General features: G+C 39.4%; 21 protein-coding genes. 7 read left to right on the plus strand and 14 right to left on the minus strand.

Translation table 11 applies throughout. From position 1 onward, the window contains the following. Positions 1-7: 7 nt before the first annotated feature. From nrdR to glnK, 3 genes are all read right to left on the minus strand, one after another. The gene (nrdR, locus tag J690_RS19660; RefSeq protein ID WP_000543541.1) at positions 8-466 is read right to left on the minus strand and encodes a transcriptional regulator NrdR; all 459 of its coding nucleotides are present in this window, start codon (positions 464-466) and stop codon (positions 8-10) included. A gap of 158 nt (positions 467-624) precedes the next feature. Next, positions 625-2,019: an ammonium transporter gene (locus J690_RS19665; RefSeq protein ID WP_032037736.1), complete on the minus strand. Its 1,395-nt coding sequence runs from the start codon at positions 2,017-2,019 to the stop codon at positions 625-627. 57 nt (positions 2,020-2,076) lie between these two features. Next, the gene (gene glnK, locus J690_RS19670) at positions 2,077-2,415 is read right to left on the minus strand and encodes a P-II family nitrogen regulator (RefSeq protein WP_000780326.1); all 339 of its coding nucleotides are present in this window, start codon (positions 2,413-2,415) and stop codon (positions 2,077-2,079) included. Between the two features lie 278 nt (positions 2,416-2,693). On the opposite strand from glnK, the gene J690_RS19675 reads away from it, so the two are divergent. From J690_RS19675 to J690_RS19685, 3 genes are all read left to right on the plus strand, one after another. Beyond that, entirely contained in the window at positions 2,694-2,921 is a 228-nt protein-coding gene (locus tag J690_RS19675; protein WP_002121136.1) for an accessory factor UbiK family protein, read from the plus strand. 65 nt (positions 2,922-2,986) lie between these two features. Continuing rightward, a complete protein-coding gene (locus J690_RS19680; RefSeq protein WP_032037737.1) occupies positions 2,987-4,474 on the plus strand; it encodes a YifB family Mg chelatase-like AAA ATPase in 1,488 nt (495 codons plus the stop codon). A 103-nt stretch (positions 4,475-4,577) separates the two neighbouring features. Next, positions 4,578-5,123 carry an NADPH-dependent FMN reductase gene (locus J690_RS19685; RefSeq protein WP_032012525.1) on the plus strand — a complete coding sequence of 182 codons (546 nt, stop codon included), beginning with the start codon at positions 4,578-4,580 and terminating at the stop codon, positions 5,121-5,123. A 24-nt stretch (positions 5,124-5,147) separates the two neighbouring features. On the opposite strand, the gene pdxR is transcribed toward J690_RS19685, so the two are convergent. Beyond that, a complete protein-coding gene (pdxR, locus tag J690_RS19690; protein ID WP_032037739.1) occupies positions 5,148-6,581 on the minus strand; it encodes a MocR-like pyridoxine biosynthesis transcription factor PdxR in 1,434 nt (477 codons plus the stop codon). Positions 6,582-6,692: 111 nt separating this feature from the next. On the opposite strand from pdxR, the gene J690_RS19695 reads away from it, so the two are divergent. Then, a complete protein-coding gene (locus J690_RS19695; protein WP_032037740.1) occupies positions 6,693-7,469 on the plus strand; it encodes an aldolase in 777 nt (258 codons plus the stop codon). Positions 7,470-7,484: 15 nt separating this feature from the next. After that, a complete protein-coding gene (locus J690_RS19700) occupies positions 7,485-8,363 on the plus strand; it encodes a dihydrodipicolinate synthase family protein (protein WP_032037741.1) in 879 nt (292 codons plus the stop codon). Positions 8,364-8,404: 41 nt separating this feature from the next. Here J690_RS19700 and J690_RS19705 read toward each other — a convergent pair whose 3' ends face one another. Together J690_RS19705 and J690_RS19710 are read right to left on the minus strand one after the other, a co-directional pair. After that, complete coding sequence (locus J690_RS19705; protein ID WP_017385855.1) at positions 8,405-9,217, minus strand: TorF family putative porin; 813 nt, start codon at positions 9,215-9,217, stop codon at positions 8,405-8,407. Positions 9,218-9,255: 38 nt separating this feature from the next. After that, positions 9,256-9,444 carry a hypothetical protein gene (locus tag J690_RS19710; protein WP_017385854.1) on the minus strand — a complete coding sequence of 63 codons (189 nt, stop codon included), beginning with the start codon at positions 9,442-9,444 and terminating at the stop codon, positions 9,256-9,258. Positions 9,445-10,180: 736 nt separating this feature from the next. Here J690_RS19710 and J690_RS19715 point away from each other — a divergent pair. Next, entirely contained in the window at positions 10,181-11,467 is a 1,287-nt protein-coding gene (locus J690_RS19715; protein ID WP_032037743.1) for an OprD family outer membrane porin, read from the plus strand. A gap of 106 nt (positions 11,468-11,573) precedes the next feature. On the opposite strand, the gene ppa is transcribed toward J690_RS19715, so the two are convergent. Both ppa and J690_RS19725 read right to left on the minus strand, forming a co-directional pair. Next, a complete protein-coding gene (ppa, locus tag J690_RS19720) occupies positions 11,574-12,098 on the minus strand; it encodes an inorganic diphosphatase (protein WP_002121243.1) in 525 nt (174 codons plus the stop codon). Between the two features lie 127 nt (positions 12,099-12,225). Continuing rightward, entirely contained in the window at positions 12,226-12,624 is a 399-nt protein-coding gene (locus J690_RS19725; protein WP_002121258.1) for an MAPEG family protein, read from the minus strand. A 106-nt stretch (positions 12,625-12,730) separates the two neighbouring features. Between J690_RS19725 and J690_RS19730 the strand changes: the two genes are divergently transcribed. Then, the gene (locus J690_RS19730) at positions 12,731-13,123 is read left to right on the plus strand and encodes a hypothetical protein (protein WP_032037744.1); all 393 of its coding nucleotides are present in this window, start codon (positions 12,731-12,733) and stop codon (positions 13,121-13,123) included. A gap of 40 nt (positions 13,124-13,163) precedes the next feature. Here J690_RS19730 and J690_RS19735 read toward each other — a convergent pair whose 3' ends face one another. From J690_RS19735 to J690_RS19760, 6 genes are all read right to left on the minus strand, one after another. Further along, on the minus strand, positions 13,164-14,843 hold the full coding sequence (locus J690_RS19735; RefSeq protein WP_002121274.1) for a long-chain-fatty-acid--CoA ligase: 1,680 nt from the start codon (positions 14,841-14,843) through the stop codon (positions 13,164-13,166). A 297-nt stretch (positions 14,844-15,140) separates the two neighbouring features. Then, positions 15,141-17,360, minus strand: a complete 2,220-nt coding sequence (parC, locus tag J690_RS19740) for a DNA topoisomerase IV subunit A (RefSeq protein WP_032037746.1) — start codon at positions 17,358-17,360, stop codon at positions 15,141-15,143. Positions 17,361-17,512: 152 nt separating this feature from the next. Next, positions 17,513-18,832 carry a niacin transporter NiaP gene (niaP, locus tag J690_RS19745; protein ID WP_032037750.1) on the minus strand — a complete coding sequence of 440 codons (1,320 nt, stop codon included), beginning with the start codon at positions 18,830-18,832 and terminating at the stop codon, positions 17,513-17,515. 82 nt (positions 18,833-18,914) lie between these two features. Then, positions 18,915-19,559 (minus strand): trimeric intracellular cation channel family protein, encoded by a 645-nt coding sequence (locus J690_RS19750; RefSeq protein WP_002121256.1) that lies wholly within the window; start codon positions 19,557-19,559, stop codon positions 18,915-18,917. Positions 19,560-19,604: 45 nt separating this feature from the next. Continuing rightward, positions 19,605-20,072 carry a YchJ family protein gene (locus J690_RS19755; RefSeq protein ID WP_017400146.1) on the minus strand — a complete coding sequence of 156 codons (468 nt, stop codon included), beginning with the start codon at positions 20,070-20,072 and terminating at the stop codon, positions 19,605-19,607. Positions 20,073-20,143: 71 nt separating this feature from the next. Next, on the minus strand, positions 20,144-21,733 hold the full coding sequence (locus tag J690_RS19760; protein ID WP_032037753.1) for a TerC family protein: 1,590 nt from the start codon (positions 21,731-21,733) through the stop codon (positions 20,144-20,146). Between the last annotated feature and the right edge of the window lie 305 nt (positions 21,734-22,038).

Genomic DNA, 22,038 nt, shown 5'->3' on the forward strand with positions numbered 1-22,038 from the left:
CAAATGATTAGTGTTCACGTTGCTGCATTTGCTCTATTTGACGGCGAAATGCTTCAACATCCTGAAAATCTTGATAGACAGAAGCAAATCGGACGTAAGCAACATGGTCAAGGGCAAATAAAGATTGCATGACGATTTCGCCAATAGTTCTAGATTTCACATCGCGCTCACCTAAACGGCGAATCTGCAACTGAATATCACTTAAAACTGTTTCGATCTGCTCTTGTGTGACCGGTCGTTTTTGCAAAGCATGCATTAACGAACGACGCAATTTGGCCTCATCGAAAGGTTCATTTTTTCCATTCGATTTGATCACACGAGGCATTACCACTTCATAACTTTCAAAAGTGGTAAAACGTTCACCGCAACTTACACACTCACGACGTCGACGAATCTGACAGCCTTCGGCGGCTAAACGTGAATCGATGACTTTACTATCTGCGGCGTTGCAAAATGGACAATGCATAGCGGATTTATAGGGTCGATTACTTTGACCTAGTGTAGCAAAATTTCTACACTTACAGAACCAGCATTCTTCAAGACAAAAAAACAGTCCTGAGCAAGATCAAAGCATCACTTTGATCACAGCGCAAGACTGTTCTTTTAAGACAGATATATTAATGATTATTCAATACGTTCGCCATGTTGGCTTAAATCCAGACCCATGCGTTCATCATCAGCATTAACACGAATACCAATCACAAGATCAATCACTTTAAGAATAATGAAAGTCGCGATACCACTGTAAACCATGGTTGCCAATACGCCTTCAACTTGTACCCATAATTGGCCAGCGAATGTTGGAGCTAATGCAACGTTCGCTGCTTTAATAATTTCGTCACTGTAGAATACGCCAGTTAAAATCGCACCGACAATACCACCTACCGCATGCAAACCAAACGCATCCAAAGCATCATCGGCTTTAAGTAAGCGTTTAAGTGCTGTAATACCCCAGAAGCACACTACGCCACCAATAAGGCCCATCACTAAAGCACCGCCTACCCCAACAAAACCTGCTGCTGGTGTAATCACAACTAAACCAGCTACCGCACCAGAAGCACCGCCTAATACAGATGCTTTACCACGAATCATACGTTCAACAACTAACCAAGAGAATGCAGCAGCGGCAGCAGCAACTTGAGTCACTAAAATTGCCATACTTGCACGAGCACCAGCGCCTAGAGCACTACCACCGTTAAAGCCGAACCAACCCACCCAAAGTAAGCTTGCACCCACTACAGTTAAAGTCAGGTTATGCGGAGCCATAGATTCGCGGCCAAGGCCAATACGTTTTCCAAGCATGTAAGCAGCAACTAGACCTGCAACACCTGAGTTGATATGTACAACTGTACCACCAGCAAAATCTAATGCGCCTGCTTTAAATAACCAGCCATCTGCAGCCCACACCCAGTGGGTAATTGGTGCGTAGACAACGAGCACCCAAACTGCAATAAACACCATGAAAGCTGAATACTTCATACGGTCTGCAATAGAACCGCTAAGGATTGCAACTGTAATAATGGCAAAAGTCATTTGGAAAATAACAAAGAGACTTTCAGGAATTGTCCCACTTAATGCATCAAACGCCACTCCGTTTAGCATTGCTTTAGACAAATCACCAAAAAATGCACCTGTGCCAGAGAACGCGATTGAGTAACCAGCAATCACCCACAGCAAACTTACCAAGATTGCAGCTGAAAGGCTGAACATCATCGTACTGAGTACATTTTTTTTACGTACCATACCGCCGTAGAATAATGCCAATCCCGGAATGGTCATTAATAGAACCAATGCGGTTGAAACTAAAATCCAAGAGGTATCACCCGTATCAAGAGTAGGTGTCGGTGCTGGAGCTGCTGGAGTTTCAGCAACTGGTGCTTCTGCAGTAGTTGCAGTAGCTGGAGATGTTGATGCAGCCGCAACTTCCGATGTTGGCGTTGTTACAGCTTCTTCTGCCCAAACGGCAGTGCCACCCAAAAGAGCGCCTGATAGACTGAGCGCCATAAGTATTTTTTTCATTCGTGTCCCCCAACCTCATTTGCGAGTTATTTTCTACTCAGCAAGCTTTGTGCCAATTTAGACAGCATCCGGTCCAGTTTCACCCGTACGGATACGGATTACTTGTTCCAGGTTAGTCACAAAAATCTTACCATCGCCGATTTTTCCAGTGCTTGCGACACGTGTAATTGATTCAATTACTGCGTCGACCATTTCATCACTAATCGCAATCTCGATTTTTACTTTAGGTAAGAAATCAACCACATACTCCGCGCCACGGTAGAGTTCAGTATGCCCTTTTTGACGACCAAAACCTTTAACTTCAGTTACGGTAATCCCTTGTACACCAATGTCAGAGAGTGCTTCACGCACGTCATCCAATTTAAACGGTTTTACAATTGCAGTTACAAGCTTCATGTTTGTTTCCTTCGGCTTCTTTTCACCAGTAAGGTTTTATGTTCAATTTTCATGCCAATATTTCAAAGGTTGAGGGAAATGAATCTTTTGCATGAACTTTCTTTATAACCTATTTAGTGAGCAAGATGTAGATGAGCTATCAAAAATAAAATGAATTTTCAGTAGTGTTACATGCTGATTTAATGATCTATTTGCACTAAAAAAATTGAAACCTATATCCAGCGCTTAAGCAGTGTTAAACTGTAAAGCATAAGGTAATACAACACTTTGGATATTTCATGCTAGAAACTTTGCTACAGGCCATTCTGGAACAAATTGATGAGCCTAAAAAAGATTTGGAAAAAAATTTACGTGCATTATTAAATGAAGCGGTCGAAAAGTTGGATCTTGTTTCCAAACAAGAGATCGACCGTCAAAAGACTGCACTTCAATCAGCCAATCAACGTTTAGAAGAGCTACAAAAACAAGTAAGTTTGTTAGAAGAAACTTTAAAGAATAAAAAATAAGCACCAACGTAGCGCATTTATACTTTACAACGATTAAAAATGAAGCACCATAATGGAACAATAAGATGTCTTTTTCTAAAATTTATACACGGGGACTTTTAGGTTTACATGCACCTCTGATTGAAGTTGAGGTACATGTGAGTCAAGGCTTACCTTCTCTTACTATTGTCGGCCTAGCAGAGGCGGCGGTAAGAGAAAGTAAAGACCGAGTTCGCTCAGCCATTATTAATAGTGGATTTCAATTTCCAACAAAACGGCTGACCATTAATCTTGCACCAGCAGATTTGCCCAAAGATGGATCACGTCTAGATTTACCTATTGCTATAGGTATTTTAATTGCTTCTGGCCAGCTCCCAGAAAACTGTGCCGAAGATTTTGAATTAATTGGTGAATTAGCTTTAGATGGCCATGTAAGACCAGTGTCAGGTACTTTAACTTTGGCAATGGCGTGTCAACAGGCCAAGCATAAAATGCTTTTACCTCTCGATAACAGTCAGGATATTAGCCATTTACCAAATCTTGAATGTTATCCAGTGAGCCATTTAAAAGAAGTTTGTGATCATTTCTTGGGCATCAAATCGCTATCTTCGACTGAACCTGCAACGACCTCAAACCAAATGCCTTATAAATTTGATCTGGCAGATGTAAAAGGTCAGCTACGTCCACGTCGCGCACTAGAAATTGCCGCCGCAGGCGGGCACTCGCTGCTCTTTAAAGGACCACCAGGTACAGGTAAGACTTTACTCGCTTCACGCCTTCCTTCAATTTTGCCACCGCTTTCTAATCAGGAAACGCTTGAAGTCGCGAGTATTTATTCTATTTCAAATACACCCCATACCTTTGGTCAGCGTCCATTTCGTGCGCCCCACCATACAGCATCAGCGATTGCACTAGTTGGGGGCGGTTCACATCCTAAACCGGGTGAAATTACCTTATCTCATTTAGGCGTTTTGTTTTTAGATGAACTCCCTGAGTTTGACAGAAAAGTTCTAGAGGTCTTACGTCAGCCGCTTGAGTCAAAAGAAATCATTATTTCACGTGCAGCTCGGCAAATTACTTATCCTGCAAACTTTCAGCTCATTGCAGCGATGAACCCTTGTCCATGTGGTTATGCGTTTAATCAAGACAGCCGTTGCCAATGTTCACCAGAGAGTATTAAGCGATATCAAAACCGTATATCGGGGCCATTACTTGACCGTATCGATTTACATATTGATGTACCGCCTTTAAAAGCTCAGGAACTGCAAGATCCAACGCCTGCTGAAGACTCTACGGCTGTAAGACAGCGTGTGATTTATGCTTATGAACAACAAATGCAAAGACAAGATTGTTTAAATCAAGCACTTTCACCCAAACAACTTGAGCAATATGCTGTACTTGATAGTACTTCTCAACGAATGATTGAAATGGCACAACAACGTTTGAATCTGTCGGCTCGTGCTTATCATCGTGTTTTACGAGTAGCTCGTACCATTGCCGATTTGGCTCAAAGTGAGATGATCCAAAGTCCTCATCTTACAGAAGCGCTCTCTTATCGAGGCAATCATTCTTAAAATAAAAACAGCGGATTATGAGTCCGCTTTTTTAATATTTATAGAAGTTATTAATAAGAGAATTTATTACTCCCTATGTATTAATAGAAGTAAAGAGGATGCTATGAAAATTTTGGCTATCTCAGGTAGTGTAAGAAAAGAATCTACAAATACTGCTCTATTAAGAGCAATGAAGGATATAGCACCGTCCGACATTGAATTGACAGTTTTTGATCATATTAATAATCTGCCTGTCTTTTCTCCAGATAATGAAGGAGAAAAAACGCCTACTGTAGTGGAAGATTTCATCAAATCTGTTTCTGATGCAGATGGCATTATCATCTCAAGTCCAGAATATATCCGTTGTATTCCAGGTGGTCTCAAGAATGCAATTGATTGGATGGTTTCCCGTACCGAAATTATAGATATACCTATTGTCCTGGTTCATGCATCTAGCCGCGGCGACGACATGCTAGTTTCTTTAAGAAGAGTATTGTCGACTGTTAGTAGCAATTTCTTTGAAGATTTATTTTTAAGGATTTCTCTCATCGGCAAATCTCCTGAACAAATTAGCGAGATGCTACAAACCGAAAAATATAAGTCACAAATTACTCCCTTTCTGCTTACCTTTGTCTCAGAGATTCAAAAATGTAGAAATGAATTAGAGTGAACTTTCTTAAAATAAAAGAGCGGATTATGAGTTCACTGTTCTTTTATTAAGAATCTCATTTAGCTTCTCGATTAAAGCAGTGATTTCTTTCTCCGATAAAGCTGCAAAACCAAAGCGGATACTACAATTAGGATATTCTTCCTGTTTAAACCTATGCTCTGTATCAATGTTAAGTTCTTTTAATTTTATAAGCTGATCTTGAGTAAATGGTTTCTGGAATTTCACCCACAAAGCCATTCCACCTGCGGGTGGCTGTATCTGAACACTCTCTGCAAAAATTCGATTGAACTCAACTAAGGCATGGTCACGGCGTAGTTGATATATTTTTTTCATTTTACGGATATGCCGCTTGATTTCCCCTCGCTGCATTAAATCTGCTAAAGCAAGTTCCGTAATGTTATTGCCTTGCCGATCAATCAATAGAATATCTTCTGTAATCGATTGAATGATTATTGACGATGCCACGACGTATCCCAAGCGAATACCGGGTGCAAAGACCTTTGATAATGAACCCACATGAATGACTAACTCAGAATGAGGCAAACTTGCTAAGGGTGGCATAGGCCGGCTGTCATAATGGAATTCGTGGTCATAATCATCTTCAATAATATAAAAGCCCCATTTTTTTGAAAGCTCTAAGAGTTGAAGACGGCGAGACATGGTCATGGTGACAGTTGTAGGATATTGATGATGCGGAGTTGTATAAATGGCAGCTACAGAATGCTCTTGTAAAATCCGTTCTAAATCTTCAATGACAATACCTTGTTCATCTAATTTAACAGAAATAACTTGAAAACCATTTGATTGAAATGCTTTAAAAGCAGATGGATAATATAATTCCTCAACAACGATAATGCCCTGCCGATTAGGTAATGCTCGAGAGGCAAGAAAAATTCCCATCTGGCTACCACGTACAATACAAATCTCATCTTCAGCAACATTCATAAAACGTTCCATTGACAACATTTGTTGTAACGCCTGTCTTAGCTCAACCATCCCTCGTGGGTCACCATATCCTATGTACTGGTTTTGCGTAATTTTAATCAGTGCATGCCGGTATGCCCGCGAAAATAGTTCGTAAGGAATAAGCCTCGGATCTGGCACACCATCGTTATGTGGGCGTTGAATCACTTCTTGAGTGATTGGTTTATCATTAACTGTTCGCTCAGATACTGGCTCTATTTGAAGCTGTTTTTCCGGCAAAATATCCGCCACAAATGTGCCTTTTCGGGGACGGGTCACAAGCCATCCTTGTGCTTCTAATTCTTCATAGACTGCTTGTACAGTTTTTCGATTAATTCCTAGTTCTTTTGACAAGCTACGAGACCCGGGCAGCATCGTCCCCTGCACTAAACGGCCACTTAAAATTTCCTGACTAATCAAGTTAGTCAGTTTTAGAAATACCGTTTTTTCTTCTCTTTCATCGATACGAAAATGTACTTGCCAAGGTCTTAGCATATTCGCCCCATCTGGACCATATAACTTATAAAAACTGGATGTATTGATTCATCCAGCTATTTTCTATTCTGCCTTCACCTACTTAATTTGGTCAACTGGACTGGAGAAGAGATGAAGACTGCTTCTGTAAACAAACAAGACCTGATGCAACACGCACAGCAAGACATGCAAAAGTGGATTAGCGACTCAGATTTAACTGATCGTCAAAAGCTTGCACTCACTTGCCGTATTTTATTTGACCATGGCCATGATGCTGGTTTAGCAGGCCAAATTACCTGCCGTAGTGAAAATAAAGAGTCCTTTATTACCCAACGTTTTGGTTTAGGTTTTGATGAAATTACTGCCTCAAATTTACTTGAGGTGAATCAAGATTTAGAACCCATCAATCAAGAAGGAATGGCAAACCCAGCCAATCGTTTTCACACATGGATTTATAGAGAACACCCAGAGGTGAATTGCATTATCCATACGCATCCGACTCATGTAGCGGCTCTATCGATGCTACAGGTTCCACTTATGGTTTCCCAAATGGACGTTTGCGCACTTTACGAAGACTGCTCATTTGTAGGTCATTGGCCAGGTGTCCCTGTAGGTAATGAAGAAGGTATTTTGATTTCTTCTGCGCTGGGTAAAAACCGCGCTGTTTTGTTGTCTCATCATGGTCAACTGGTTACAGGAAAAACCATTGAAGAAGCCTGCAACTTGGCTCTTTTAATTGAACGAGCAGCTCAACTGCAACTGCTAGCCATGTCTGCCGGACAAATCCAGCCCATCCCCCATGCTTTAGCAACAGAAGCTCATGATTGGGTGTCTACCGATAAACGCAACAAAGTGAACTTTACCTACTACGCACGTAAAGCTTTGAAAAAACATTCTGGCTGTATTTAAAAAGAGATTTCCACCATGAAACTAAACGGCATTATTGGCTACCCTGTTACCCCATTTTCTGATGACAACACCATTAATCTTCCTGTTTTAAAACAGATGCTGGATTTGCTTATTGAAAACGGCTGCGATGCGATTGCGCCTTTAGGCAGTACAGGTGAAAGCGCTTATCTTGAATGGGATGAATGGTGCTTAGTCGCGCAAACTTCAATTGAAAGTATTAATAAACGCGTGCCTGTCATTATTGGAATTTCAGAACTCACGACTGATCAAGCCATTAAAAAAGCCCAAATCGCTCAAAGCTACGGTGCAGATGCACTCATGGTGATTCCTATATCTTATTGGAAGCTAACAGACCAAGAGATTTTTGAATATTATCAATCAATTGCCCAAGAAACCACACTACCAATTATGATTTATAACAACCCCGCGACTAGCGGTGTTGATATGTCTCCAGAGTTAATTGTGCGTATGTTTAATAGCAGTGCAAATATTACGATGGTGAAAGAAAGTAGCGGTGATATTCAGCGCATGCATAAAATTTATGAGCTATCAAAAGGAGAACTCCCTTTTTATAACGGGTGTAACCCTCTAGCTTTAGAAGCTTTATGTGCGGGAGCAAGCGGTTGGTGTACAGCAGCACCGAACCTGTTAGGTCAGCGACCTCAACAGCTTATTGAACATGTGAAAAATGGTGAATTGGAACAGGCCCAGAATTCATTTTATCAGCAACTTCCTCTACTACGCTTTATTGTAAATGGTGGTTTACCTAAAACGATTAAAGCTGGTTTACAACTAAAAGGTGTCTCTGCGGGCTTACCACGAAAGCCATTATCTAAAGCTACGGATATTGAGCTTAACCAGTTAAAACAGCTACTTTCTGAAATAGAAAACTAATAAAAAAGCGGGTTACTCACCCGCTTTTTTAAAACTCAAACTTAGAATGTTTTAGTTAAACTAAACACCAAGCCCGTGTCATAAGGTTTCTTACCAGCATCAGTCATACCAGAAGTACTAATGTCTGTACCAACAACATCTAGCTCAGCAACAATACCCAAGATGTTATAATTCACACCAACTTTATAATCGATATAGCTATCGTCTTCACCTGGCCCACCCGCAACTACAAGTAAAGAGTCTTTGTTTTTGAGTTTGTTATAACCAACTGAAGCAAGTCCAGTAAATCCTGTGTCTGCAATTGGTGCTGAATAACCGACGTTGAAATACCAGAACTCATCAGAGTGGCCCCAGTAATCATCTGAATAGCTTACGCCCACACTAAGTGCATCACCTTTAAATAAAGAGTCTGCAAACGTTAATTTTCCGTAAAATTCGGTGAAGTCGAAGCCAGTATCACCATTGTATGGGTTAGTAAATTTTGAGTCAGAACCAATGTATCCATAATGAATTACACCCACATCATAAGTTGGTGCAAGCGTATCAGACAATTTTAATGTATTTGTATAACCTAAAGAGATATCGGTTTCAGTTGAAACGCCAGGTGTATTAAAGTCTACGCTTGACCCCCAAAGCGCAACATAAGCACCTGACTTATGAGAAAAAGTGAACCCACCTTGAATAGCTGGGTTATTTGACGATTGGGTAACACCACGGAAACGGTAGTCTGTGGTCGCTGCCACACTACCTGTTGCCGTGATTCCATAAAAAGATGGAGCATCTTCAGCCATAGCCATAGTTGACCCTGCTGCAAAGATACCAAGAGTTACTGCCTTAAGTGCAAATTTCATCATTTTGATCTCCCCCACAATGAACGCACGATTTATAGGAATTAAACAAATTGTGTTACTTGAGCTTTAGCAATTGCTGTGCCAAGTACAAATTTGCTATCAGTGCTCTTCATTAATTTTGAGATCAAACTCACTTTATTATAAAATTGTTGTGTAATTTTTATAAAAATATACCTATAAAAAACATAGTGATAAAATAAAATTCTTATACAAGAAAAAATACTAAACATACGAAAACCCCTTATCGGAAATTAATGAGCGAGGTGAGAAGTATTCATTTGTTGCACATAAATTTTCTATTTAATCTTAGAGGCGAGATATAAAAAGTATGTAAATTTCTGAAGGACAGTGCTTGTAATGATCTGTGATTGCGCATTTCTACTCATTGAATTTGTTTATTTATTACTTGTTTAAAGTAGATGTACTATTTTGGGTCTTTTTTAAGCAATAATATGGATAAAAAGAGTAGTGCACAAAATACAAGCAATGTTTTGCACTAAATTTAATCAACATAAACATATTTTGTTATCCGCCTGTAGTGATCTATTTTTGTACACTCCATTTTTAAAATAACGTTATATAGTAACAATTTAAAAGGTATAAAAATAAAAGTGACGAAAAAAGAAACTTAAAATGAGATTAAAAAGTAAACATATCCAACAAAAAAGAGTAAAAAATGAACACAAGAATCAACTATTTTTTTAACTTTAAATACAAAATAAATGGTAAAAATCCACTAAAAATTAAATTACTTTTTTTATTTTAAACAACAAATTAAGTATAAAAGACGAATTATAAATTTATTAAATAACCCCTACCACATTAATCAAATCCTGCATAGCATATATAAAATAAAATGAACAAAAATATATCTTTTTTACAGATTACTTATACAATTGATGGAAATCCTAGGCCCTGAACAATAACAAGGCACAGGATTTATCGTTTTTATGAGGTTCTTTAAATATGCTAAAAGCACAAAAACTTACATTAGCAGTTCTCATTTCTGCGGCAATAATTTCCTCAGCTCAGGCAAGCGAGCAAAGTGAGGCAAAAGGATTTGTTGAAGATGCGAACGGTTCTATTCTCTTCCGTACAGGTTACATCAGCCGTGACAAAAAACAGGGCGCAAAAGATACTAGCTCATTTGCTCAATCAGCAATTGTAAGTATTGAATCTGGCTTTACCCCTGGTATTGTTGGTTTCGGTGTTGGCGCTGTGGGTGATGGTTCATTTAAGATCGGTGAAAATAAAAATGCCGGTAACCAAATGATCCCATTACATAATGATGGCTCCGCTTATGATCACTGGGCTCGTGGTGGTGGTAGCGTTAAAGCACGTTTCTCGAATACAACAGTACGTTACGGTACTCAAGTACTCGACCTACCTGTTCTTGCAAGTAATACTGGACGTATGGTTCCTGAATACTTTACAGGTACTTTATTAACTAGCCATGAAATCAAAAACCTTGAATTGGTTGCTGGTAAATTTACTAAAGACCAAATGTCTGATCAAATCAATACCGATGCTGACGTAAATGGTAATGGTCTTGATCGTGCAATTGTTTGGGGTGCTAAATACAAGTTTGATGATAATTTAAATGCATCTTACTATGGTTTAGACAGCAAAAATGCACTTGAACGTCATTATATAAATGTGAACTTTAAACAGCCATTGGCTAATGACAGTTCATTAACTTATGATTTCAGTGGTTATCATACTAAGTTTGATGAAAATGCTATTACATATTCAGAAACTACTGATGAAAAATCTAACCGTAAAAACAATATTTGGGCAATTTCAGGAACTTATGCAACCGGCCCACATAGTGTGATGTTAGCATACCAACAAAACAGTGGTAATGTCGGTTATGACTATGGTCAAAATGCTGATGGCTTCCAAAGTATCTATTTACCGAACTCTTACATGTCAGACTTCATCGGTAACGATGAAAAATCTGCACAAATTCAGTACAATGTTGATTTTGGTAAGCTAGGTGTATTACCAGGTCTAAACTGGACAACTGCATTTGTATATGGTTGGGACATCAAAGTTAAAAATGTAACTGATGATGCCCAAGAACGTGAGTTCTTTAACCAAGTGAAATATACAGTTCAAAGCGGCTTTGCTAAAGATGCAAGCCTTCGTATTCGTAACTCGTACTATCGTGCAAGCGACTCATACCAAGGTGCTTACATTGGCGACACCAATGAATGGCGTTTATTCCTTGATATTCCTGTGAAATTATTCTAATTCACAAATCTATCAAGCATAAAAAAACCTACGTCTGGCAACAGATGTAGGTTTTTTATTAAGCTCAAAATATCAATTCAGAAATTCTGAGCTTATCAATTAAAGCTTATTTAGCAGCTTCAATTGCTTTTAATACTTCTGCTTTAGCAACATCAGCACCTTCCCAACCACTGATTTTTACCCACTTACCTGGTTCTAAATCTTTATAGTGACTGAAGAAATGCTCAACTTGGCTAATCAATAACGGAGGAAGATCTGTATATTCCTTCACGTCTTTGTAAAGTGGAGATAATTTTTCGTGTGGAACAGCGATTAATTTCGCATCAATACCACCGTCATCTTCCATGTTTAATTTGCCCACTGGACGGCAACGAATTACAGAACCAGCAGCAACAGGATGTGGAGTTACAACAAGTACGTCTAGTGGATCGCCATCTTCAGACAAAGTATTTGGAACATAGCCATAGTTCGCTGGATAGAACATTGCTGTACCCATGAAACGGTCTACAAACAATGCATCAGAATCTTTATCGATTTCATATTTAATTGGTGCTGCATTTGCAGGAATTTCAATGATGACATAGATGTCATTTGGCGCATCTTTACCTGCTGGGATATTGCTGTAACTCATATCAATACTCTTTCGTTATGAAGTCAGATGTAAAATCCACTCGATTATAGCGTGGATATCATCAAAATGATGCCGATTATACAATGGGCACACGCGAAAGTTGATATGAATGATGACAGAATGACACTCAAGTCAGTTTTATCGTGACCACTAACAGAAAGATTGGACACAATATCGATAAGAACCAAACAATCGAGCGTAAAGTTGCCCAGTTACTTAAATAGCAGATGCCATAAATAACTCTTAAAATAATATATGCCCAACCTAATCTCAGAATAAAATATTCCGGAACAACCATATATTCAGCCATTAAAATAGCAGTTAAGAATAAAGGTAGGCTTTCAAAGCTATTTTGTTGTACGGCATTAGCGCGAGCAGCAAGGCCTGTTGTTTTAGCCAAAAAAGCTCTCGGGTTTTGATTATCAACGGGCTGAAAACCACCTGTAAATTTTGCAATTACGGTAAATGCGTATGGCAGCAAACATGCCACTAAAATAATATAGATAATGCCGCTGATGCCCTGCATAGTGCCATCCATCACTGAAAATACTGTTGATCATGCTATCATAACATTGCGTTTTTACCTGAAATTTTATGCAATCACTTGTCATTACTGATTAATAGGGCCATATATGCAACAACCTGATCAAAAAGAATTGTTTGAAGTCTTAGAGAAGCAAAAACAAAATCAACTTCAGGTAGACCGTATATTAAAAATCGTATTTCCTATTGTCGCTTTTTTATTGAGTGTGATTTGTGCAAATCTAAATTGGCAATCGACACTGGGCACCTTTGTTATTTTAACAATTACTTTTATTGCAGTCGGTATTAAACGGCTTCCTTTATGGCATTGGTTAATTGTGATTACCCTATATTGCCTAGCAGATAATTATTTAAGTTATGGTCAGCTCGATTTAACTCATCTGCGTTTGCAATTGGGCACAATGCTAGTTTTTGTTGGGATGGTAGGAATTGGTCGTCCTTACATAGACCGCTGGTTTATGAAGAGCCACAACAAAATGTAAAAACAAAAAAAGCGCCCTAAGTCGCTTTTTTATTAACTTTTTAGGCTGGCTTACGTAAGTCTTTACGTAAGATTTTGCCTACGTTTGATTTAGGTAATTCATCCATAAACTCAACATAACGAGGGCGTTTATAACCTGTTAAGTTTTCTTTAGCAAAGTTCAAAATTTCTTCGGTCGTTAAGCTTTGGTCTTTTTTCACGATAAAGAGTTTTGGCACTTCACCTGATTTTTCATCAGGAACACCAATTGCTGCAACTTCCAATACTTTTGGATGTTTAGCAATAACTTCTTCGATTTCGCTTGGATAAACGTTAAAGCCAGAAACCAAAATCATATCTTTTTTACGGTCTACAATTTTAGTATATCCACGGCTATCCATAACACCGATATCACCCGTACGGAAGAAACCGTCTGCAGTCATGACTTTCGCAGTCTCATCAGGACGCTTCCAATAGCCTTTCATGACTTGAGGACCACGAATAGAGATTTCACCTTGCTCACCTAAGGCAACTTCTTTGCCGTCATCATCTAAAATAGCAACTTCTGTTAAAGGTAATGGAATACCAATTGTGCCGCTAAATTCAGTAGATGCAGGAGGATTTGCAGTCGCTACCGGAGAAGTCTCAGACAAACCATAACCTTCAATAATGGTTGTACCAGTAATCTTCTTCCACGCTTCTGCTGTAGAAGGTAGAACTGCCATACCACCGCCCATCGCCATTTTTAAATTGCTATGGTCAAGTTGTTTAAATTCTTCATTGTTTACTAAAGCATTAAATAATGTATTTACTGCTGGGAAGAATGATGGCTGATATTTACGTAATTCATTAATTACCGCTGGTAAATCACGTGGGTTCGGAATCAAGATATTTGCCTGACCTTTATACATACCGTACATCGCGCAAACCATGAACGCAAAAATATGATAAAGCGGTAGTGCGCAAACAATACGGTCGCCTTTAGCACCATCATTTGCACCAAATTTACTTTGGAAGATACCATCACACTGTAAAAGGTTGGCAACCAAATTAAGATGTGTTAATTCCGCACCTTTTGAAACACCTGTAGTACCACCCGTATATTGAAGCACGGCAGTATCACTTAAAGTTAAATTTGGACGCTTATAATTACTCGGACTTACTTTATTTAATGCTGTATTAAATTTAACGTACCCTGGAATATTCCAAGCAGGAATTTGCTTACGTACTTTACGTAATACGAAATTTACTAATGTACCTTTAAGCGTACCAAGCATATCTCCTACTGTCGCAACCACAACATGCTTCACAGGAGTTTTACCTAAAATGCTTTGGTAAACACTGGCAAAGTTTTCGATAATCACGAGTACTTCTGAACCCGAGTCATTTAATTGATGCTCAAGCTCACGCGCAGTATAAAGTGGGTTTACATTCACTAATACTAAACCTGCACGTAACACAGCTAATGCAACTACAGGATATTGCAATACGTTTGGCATCATCACTGCCACACGAGTTCCCTTTGCTAACCCCAAATTTTGCAAATAGGTCGCGAACTTACGGCTTGCAAGTTCCAACTCGTTAAATGACATCGCTTTATCCATAAAGATAAAGGCATCACGAGAACCAAATTTTTGGAAATTACTCTCAAAAATATCAACAAGAGAGGTATTTTCCGCAGGCAATGCTACTGTTTCTGGAATCCCTGTTTTTTGGTATTCTGCAAACCAAATCTTTTCCATAATGCCATTATCTCCGATTCGTAATCCTTAGTAATAACTGTTATTCAATGCCCCAGCTATTCTTTAGCTTCTTGGTGCCAGAACATATTTAAAACTTATTGGCACATTCATGACACTTTCGAACAAGATTATGAGACAGAAGTTTTGACAATTTGACCCTGTCAAATTTTTTGCATGGAGTACAAATTGCGTACTCCAAATTGCTGTCCTTTTAATCGTTATCCAATACCAATAAGTTCAGTTCATTGCTTGAACTTATTGCCATATATAGCGTATTTATGTTGCCCGACGCTAGCTTTATCTCTGAATCAACAGTTTATTTGCTTTTTGATATCCACGTGGTAAGAGGTGACCTTTTGAAGCTCGTTTACCCATGTATTTCTGTAGATCATCACCTTTTAATTTTAGATGTTGTTGACCTGCAACCACCTGAATTATTTCATCTAAGTTCAGGGTTGTCATGGATAAAATCTGCTCTTTCGCTTCAAGTTGTATCAACTTATTACCTTTACCCTTATTTAAATTTGGCAGTTCTAATAAATCAATAATCAGGAGTCGACCTGCTGAGCTGAGTACAGCCAAATGTGTCATGTTTTGGGCAGATATTAACGGTAGTGCTTTTGACTTTTCAGGTACCGACAAGAAGCTTTTCCCTGCCTTAGCATTGGTATCTAACTGTTTGACTTGAGTTTTAAAACCATAACCTGATGAGCTAGCAGCAATAAGTTCTGACTCTTCATCATCTAAATAGACCTGAATAAACGCAACTCCACTTGCAGGAGCAAGTTTTGAACTTAATGGCTCGCCTAAACCTCTTGCTGATGGCAAACTGCTAATAGGCAAGGCATAACTACGCCCTGTCTCATCAAGGAAATAAATTCGTTGATTGGTTTTGCCCACCGCATGACTTAAATATTGGTCACCAGCACGATAGTTTAAATTCTCTGCATCAACATCCGCACCTTTTGCAGCACGAATCCATCCCGCTTCAGATAAAACCACCGTTACTGCTTCAGCCGGCATTAAATCTTGTTCTCTAATTTGAACAGCTTCAGCACGTGCAACAATTGGAGAACGGCGTTCGTCACCAAACTTTTTCGCGTCTTCTTTTAATTCGCCAATAATCAGGTTTTTTAAAGATTCTGGGTTTTCTAATTGTTCACGAATAATCGCTGCTTTTGCTGAGAGCTCATCCTGTTCTTGACGGATTTCCATCTCTTCAAGTTTTGCTAAATGGCGTAACTTGAGTTCTAAAATTGCTTCTGCTTGTATCTCATCAATTTTGAAATGATCCATCAATACAGGTTTAGGCTGATCTTCTTCACGAATAATACGAATAACTGTATCAATATCGAGATAAGCAATTAAAAGGCCTGCCAAAATATGTAGGCGTTTTTCAATTCGGTTTAAATGATATTCCAAACGGCGAGTAACCGTTTTTTTACGGATCTCAATCCACTCAAGCAAGATACGTCGAATCGACTTAACCTGAGGACGACCGTCCTCACCAATCATGTTTAAATTAACACGGTAGCTTGATTCTAAATCGGTAGTCGCAAATAAGTGGCTCATCACCGCTTCAGCATCAATACGGTTAGAACGAAGTACAATCACGAGTCGTGTTGGGTTTTCATGATCCGACTCGTCACGCACATCCACCACTAATGGTAGCTTTTTGGCCTGCATTTGGTCGGCAATTTGAGTGATCACCTTAGAACCCGATACTTGATACGGCAATTCGGTAATCACGATTTCATTTTTTTCGATGGTATAAACCGCTCGCATGCGGTAACTACCACGTCCAGTCGTCTGGATTTTGAGTAATTCTTCTGGCGGAGTAATAATTTCAGCTTTGGTTGGTAAATCTGGCGCTGGAATATATTCAGCCAATTTCTCGTCTGATGTTTGCGGATTACGAATTAAGGCAATTGTTCCTTTAATCACTTCACGCAAATTATGTGGTGGAATATCAGTCGCCATACCAACGGCAATACCGGTTGTACCATTCAGCAGAATATTAGGAACTCGTGCTGGCAAAGTAATCGGTTCTTTTAATGAACCATCAAAGTTATCTTGCCATTCACTCGTGCCTTGTCCTAACTCACTTAGTAATAACTCACTGTAGGCAGAAAGTTTTGCCTCGGTATAACGCATCGCAGCAAAGGATTTAGGGTCATCTGGTGAACCCCAGTTCCCTTGACCTTCAATTAAAGGATAACGATAACTAAATGGCTGAGCCATCAACACCATGGCTTCATAACATGCTGAATCACCATGCGGATGATATTTACCTAGTACGTCACCTACAGTACGGGCCGATTTTTTTGGCTTACCACTGCTTTTTAAGCCCAACTCGCTCATGGCGTAGACAATACGGCGCTGTACAGGTTTTAAGCCATCACTGATATGTGGCAATGCACGGTCCATGATGACGTACATGGCATAATTCAGGTAAGCCTGTTCAGTAAATTCGGCTACAGAGCGGTTTTCTGTCGCTTGATGCGCAAGGCTGGTCATAGTCAGCTTATCTTCCAAATCAGTCGTTATTTTAAATGAGTCTTATGCTAAGTGGGCTATGTTACAGACACAAGAGGGACTCTGTCACCTGAGCGTCAAATTATGTCTCATCTCTCTATATTTTTAGTTACTTGCTATAAAGTTAGGCAAAACTAGAGGCCTATCGACTCTAGTCTTTTACCTTGTGTTTCTTCACCTAATATTAAAATTACAGCTGCAACCAAAAGTAAAACAATAGTAAACATTATAAAAACATGGCTAAACCCATTTTTGGAAACCATCATATGAGTGACGACTATCGGCGCCAAAATTCCACCTAAACGGCCCATTGCCGATGCCCAGCCCGAACCAAAAGCCCGAATGTTGGCTGGATATTGCTCTGGTGTATAGGTATATAACACTCCCCATGCACCCAAATTAAAGAAGGACATGAGACAACCCCAAAACATAATGCTATTTACACTATCGGCTTGTCCAAAGAAATATGCAGACAAGGCACAAAAACCGATAAATGCAGCGAGTGTAATTTTTCTACCCAATCGCTCTACAAACCATGCCGCTGCCAAGTAGCCTGGTAGCTGCGCCAAAATCATAAGCAAAACATATTCAAAAGATTTAACGATGTCATAGCCCTGTTTCACTAATAAACTTGGCAGCCACGTAAAGATACCGTAGTAGGAATATACAATTCCAAACCAGATGAGCCAAAGCATTAAGCTTCTGCGAGCAAATTGACCACTCCAAAGTTGTTTAAAAGAGACTTTTTGTCGCATGGCTACAGGCACGACTTCAATGTGGTGAACAATTTGAACGCCTGCTTGAGCTTCTAATTTTTGAACCAATGCATGTGCTTCTTCAACACGTCCACGGTTAATCAGGTAAGGTATGGATTCAGGGAGTTTTTTCCAAATGACTAAAATATAAATCAGTGGGAGGCCACCCATAAGGAATGCAATGTGCCAACCAAATTTAGGAATAATAAAATAAGAAATGAGTGCAGCAACTAACCAGCCCAAACCCCAAAAACTTTCGAGTAGAACGATAAAACGACCACGTACATGCGCAGGTATGTATTCGCTCACCAATGTCACTGCAACGGGTAACTGTCCACCAAGCCCAAGACCAACAATAAAACGGAAAATTAATAACCACTTTAAGTCTGGAGCAAAAGCACATAAGGCAGTGGCAATGCTATAGATCGCCATGGTCACTGCAAATATTGTCTTTCGGCCAAAGCGGTCTGCTAAAGCTCCCGAACAAACAGCTCCAATAGCCATTCCTACAAAACCGATACTCACAATCCAACCGCTTTCGGCTGGTGTTAATGCCCAGTCTTTAACAAGCGTTGTCATAATAAAAGCAATGATCCCTGTGTCCATCGCATCAAACATCCAACCTAAACCAACCACCCACAGTAATGTGTAGTGAAATTTGCCAATTGGAAGATTTTGTATACGTGAAACCAGATCCATAGGAAAAACTCTACTGGAAAAAATAAGTGAGCAAGACAATATATTTAATTGTTATATCATGCTCACATCGAATTCTGCATGATTAATGTTCGTCAGTTGAAGAAGCCGATTCTGCATCATCATCTTTATAAATAAATTTAGGCATTTCTAAGCCAAAATAGATCGCAATCAGACGTAAGGTAAAGCCAAAAATTAAAGTTGAAATAACGGTTAACTCTAGGCTTAATCCTAAATCCTGACAAACCCAGTAACAGATGACTGCTACAAAAGAGATACTCGCATAGAGTTCACGGCGGAAAACGAACGGGACATCGTTACATAAAATATCACGTAAAATACCACCAGATACTCCAGTCAACACTCCAGCTACTGCCGAGACGACAAAACCATGTCCCATTTGTAAGGCAATCTGGCAACCAATGATCGTAAAACCAATCAAGCCTAAAGCATCGAGCACCAAAAAGATGTTATGTAAATGACGCATCCATTTGGCAATAATAATCGTGACAAATGCAGCACAGCATGTCAGAACCAAGTACTCAGGATGTTTTACCCAAGTTAAAGGATAGTGACCAAGCAATACATCTCGCACCGAACCACCACCTAAAGCAGTTACACAGGCAATCAGTACGACACCGAACCAGTCCATACTCCGTCGACCAGCAGACAATGCGCCTGTCATAGCTTCTGCAGTAATCGCAATAATATAAATAACGGTGAGTAACATCGCCCTTTCCCTCAGGCCAAACAGTGAGCGTATTTTAAGATAAACTTACAGAAATTGTGCACAGCATTGCTTAAATTTTTTTCCTGAACCACATATACAAGGTTGTTTCATGGTGACCTGCATATCGACCGTTGGGTCGAGGAAAAACCATTTTTGCTGGTGATAAACAAAATGTGAAACCTCGTGGTGAATTTGGGCTTTTTGCCCATCATGATAATGAGCCTTGAACTCAACCTGTGCATGAGTTTTATCTAATTTTTCGTTGGCATTAACCACCTCTAAACCCAACCATTGATTTTGTTTGCTCCACTCTGCAATGCTATCTTTATGAAGTGCTGTTTGCTGACCTAAAGCAGTCGTTTGCACAATATAATCAATTTGCTGTAATGCAAAAGCGCTATAACGTGAACGCATAAGCTGCTCTGCCGTTAGTGCTTTGGCTGTGCCTAAATGTAAAGGCTCACAACATTGGGTATAGCTGCCTTTTCCACATGGACAAGTTTGTTGGGTCATTTGGTGTTTCTCAAATAAAAAATAGCTCAGAGTTGAGCTATTTTATGATGTTTCTAGACTTAAAACGTCATTTAATCTTTTGATTCATCTTGCTCGATAGAAACAATATGAACTTTCTCAATTTTATGACCTTCCATCGTAATCACTTCAAAGCGATAACCGTCTGCCTCAACAGCTTCACCATTTTCCGGTAAACGGCCTAAATGGAATAACAAGTAGCCCGATAAAGTTGAATACTGTTCACTTTCGTCAACGAGATCACGACCTAATAAAAGTGATACATGGCGAATATCAGTTGAGCCTTCAAGCATTAATGAACCATCTGCCAAGCTTTCAGCAGCAGCGTCTAACTCATCTTCATCTGGGAATTCACCAGCAATCGCTTCTAAAATATCAATTGGTGTTGCGATACCTTCGATGGAACCATATTCATTTAATACGATAGCCATTTGTAAAGGTGCTTGACGCAATTGCTCCATCACCATAAGCACTTGAGCATTTTCATGCACAATCACAGGTTCACGTAGATGCTTTTGGAAATCAATTACACCTGTCTCAATAAAGTTATTTAAAACTTTATGCGTAAGCGCGATACCTTCAATATTATCAAGCTCACCACGTGCAACGATCAAACGAGAATGTGTCATTGACATTAAACGTTCTTTTAAAACTTCAGGTTCATCGTCTAAGTCAATCCACTCAAGTTCAGGGCGTGGAGTCATAACAGATTTTACAGGACGCTCTGATAAACCAAGCACACCTTGTACAAGCACACTGTGATAAGCGCCATTTTCTTCGTCAAAAACTTCATCTGCAAAAGCTTGCGTCGCTAATACATCCTCTTTATCAGAAGATTGAGTATCTGAAGAACTATTATTTTTACTGCCTAACATACGTAAAACCGCAGAGGCACTACGATAACGCAAGTCTGTAGTGGTAACTAGCTTTTCCTGATTGCGACGCATGCTCTGATTGATAACTTCTACCAAAACCGAGAAGCCAATTGCAGCATATAAATAGCCCTTCGGAATATGGAAACCAAAGCCTTCCACCACCAAAGAGAAACCGATCATCATCAAGAAGCCAAGACATAGAATGACAACTGTTGGATGTTTATTGACAAAATCCATGAGTGGTTTTGATGCCCACAACATGATTCCGACAGCAATAACAACCGCAACCATCATGACTGACAGCTCTTTCACCATACCTACAGCTGTAATCACACTGTCTAACGAGAATACAGCATCAAGCACAACAATCTGGACAATAACCATCCAGAATGCAGCATGAACAGGATTATCTTCTTTATGAAGTTGTTTCCCTTCCATCCGTTCATGCAATTCCATGGTGCCTTTAAATAATAAGAACACACCACCGAATAACAAAATCAAATCACGACCAGAGAATGGATGATCAAAAATATGGAAGAGTGGCTCAGTCAGTGTCACGACCCAAGCAATCGAGGCTAAGAGTACAAGGCGCATTCCTAATGCGAGTACCAAACCGACTATACGTGCTTTAGCTCGTTGCTCAGGCGGCAATTTCTCAGCCAAAATCGCGATAAAAACGAGGTTATCGATCCCCAATACAATTTCAAGAACGATTAAAGTTGCTAAACCCACCCAAGCAGAGGGATCAGACATCCATTCAAAGATCATTGATCCTGCTCCTGTGTTGTTTGGATTTTATCTTTATTTGGCAACACAACAGGCGCGCCTATACAAAGGGGGGAAAATGTTTTTTTAAGACAAGAAATTAAAACGGAGCGACTACAACCACTACCCATATTTGTTCATATGTTGTTAAACGATTTTTTAGTATAGGCAAGATTTAACATAAATTCATCATTTTTATTTGTTCATGACCAGCATTCACCAAACCCATACAAAACATGAATCTTTCCTATAAATCTGCTTATAAAGTTGTCATATCTTTTGCTTACTGTAGACAAGAAATATGAACG

The organism is Acinetobacter sp. 742879, from assembly GCF_000588535.1.
Lineage (GTDB): Bacteria > Pseudomonadota > Gammaproteobacteria > Pseudomonadales > Moraxellaceae > Acinetobacter > Acinetobacter pittii.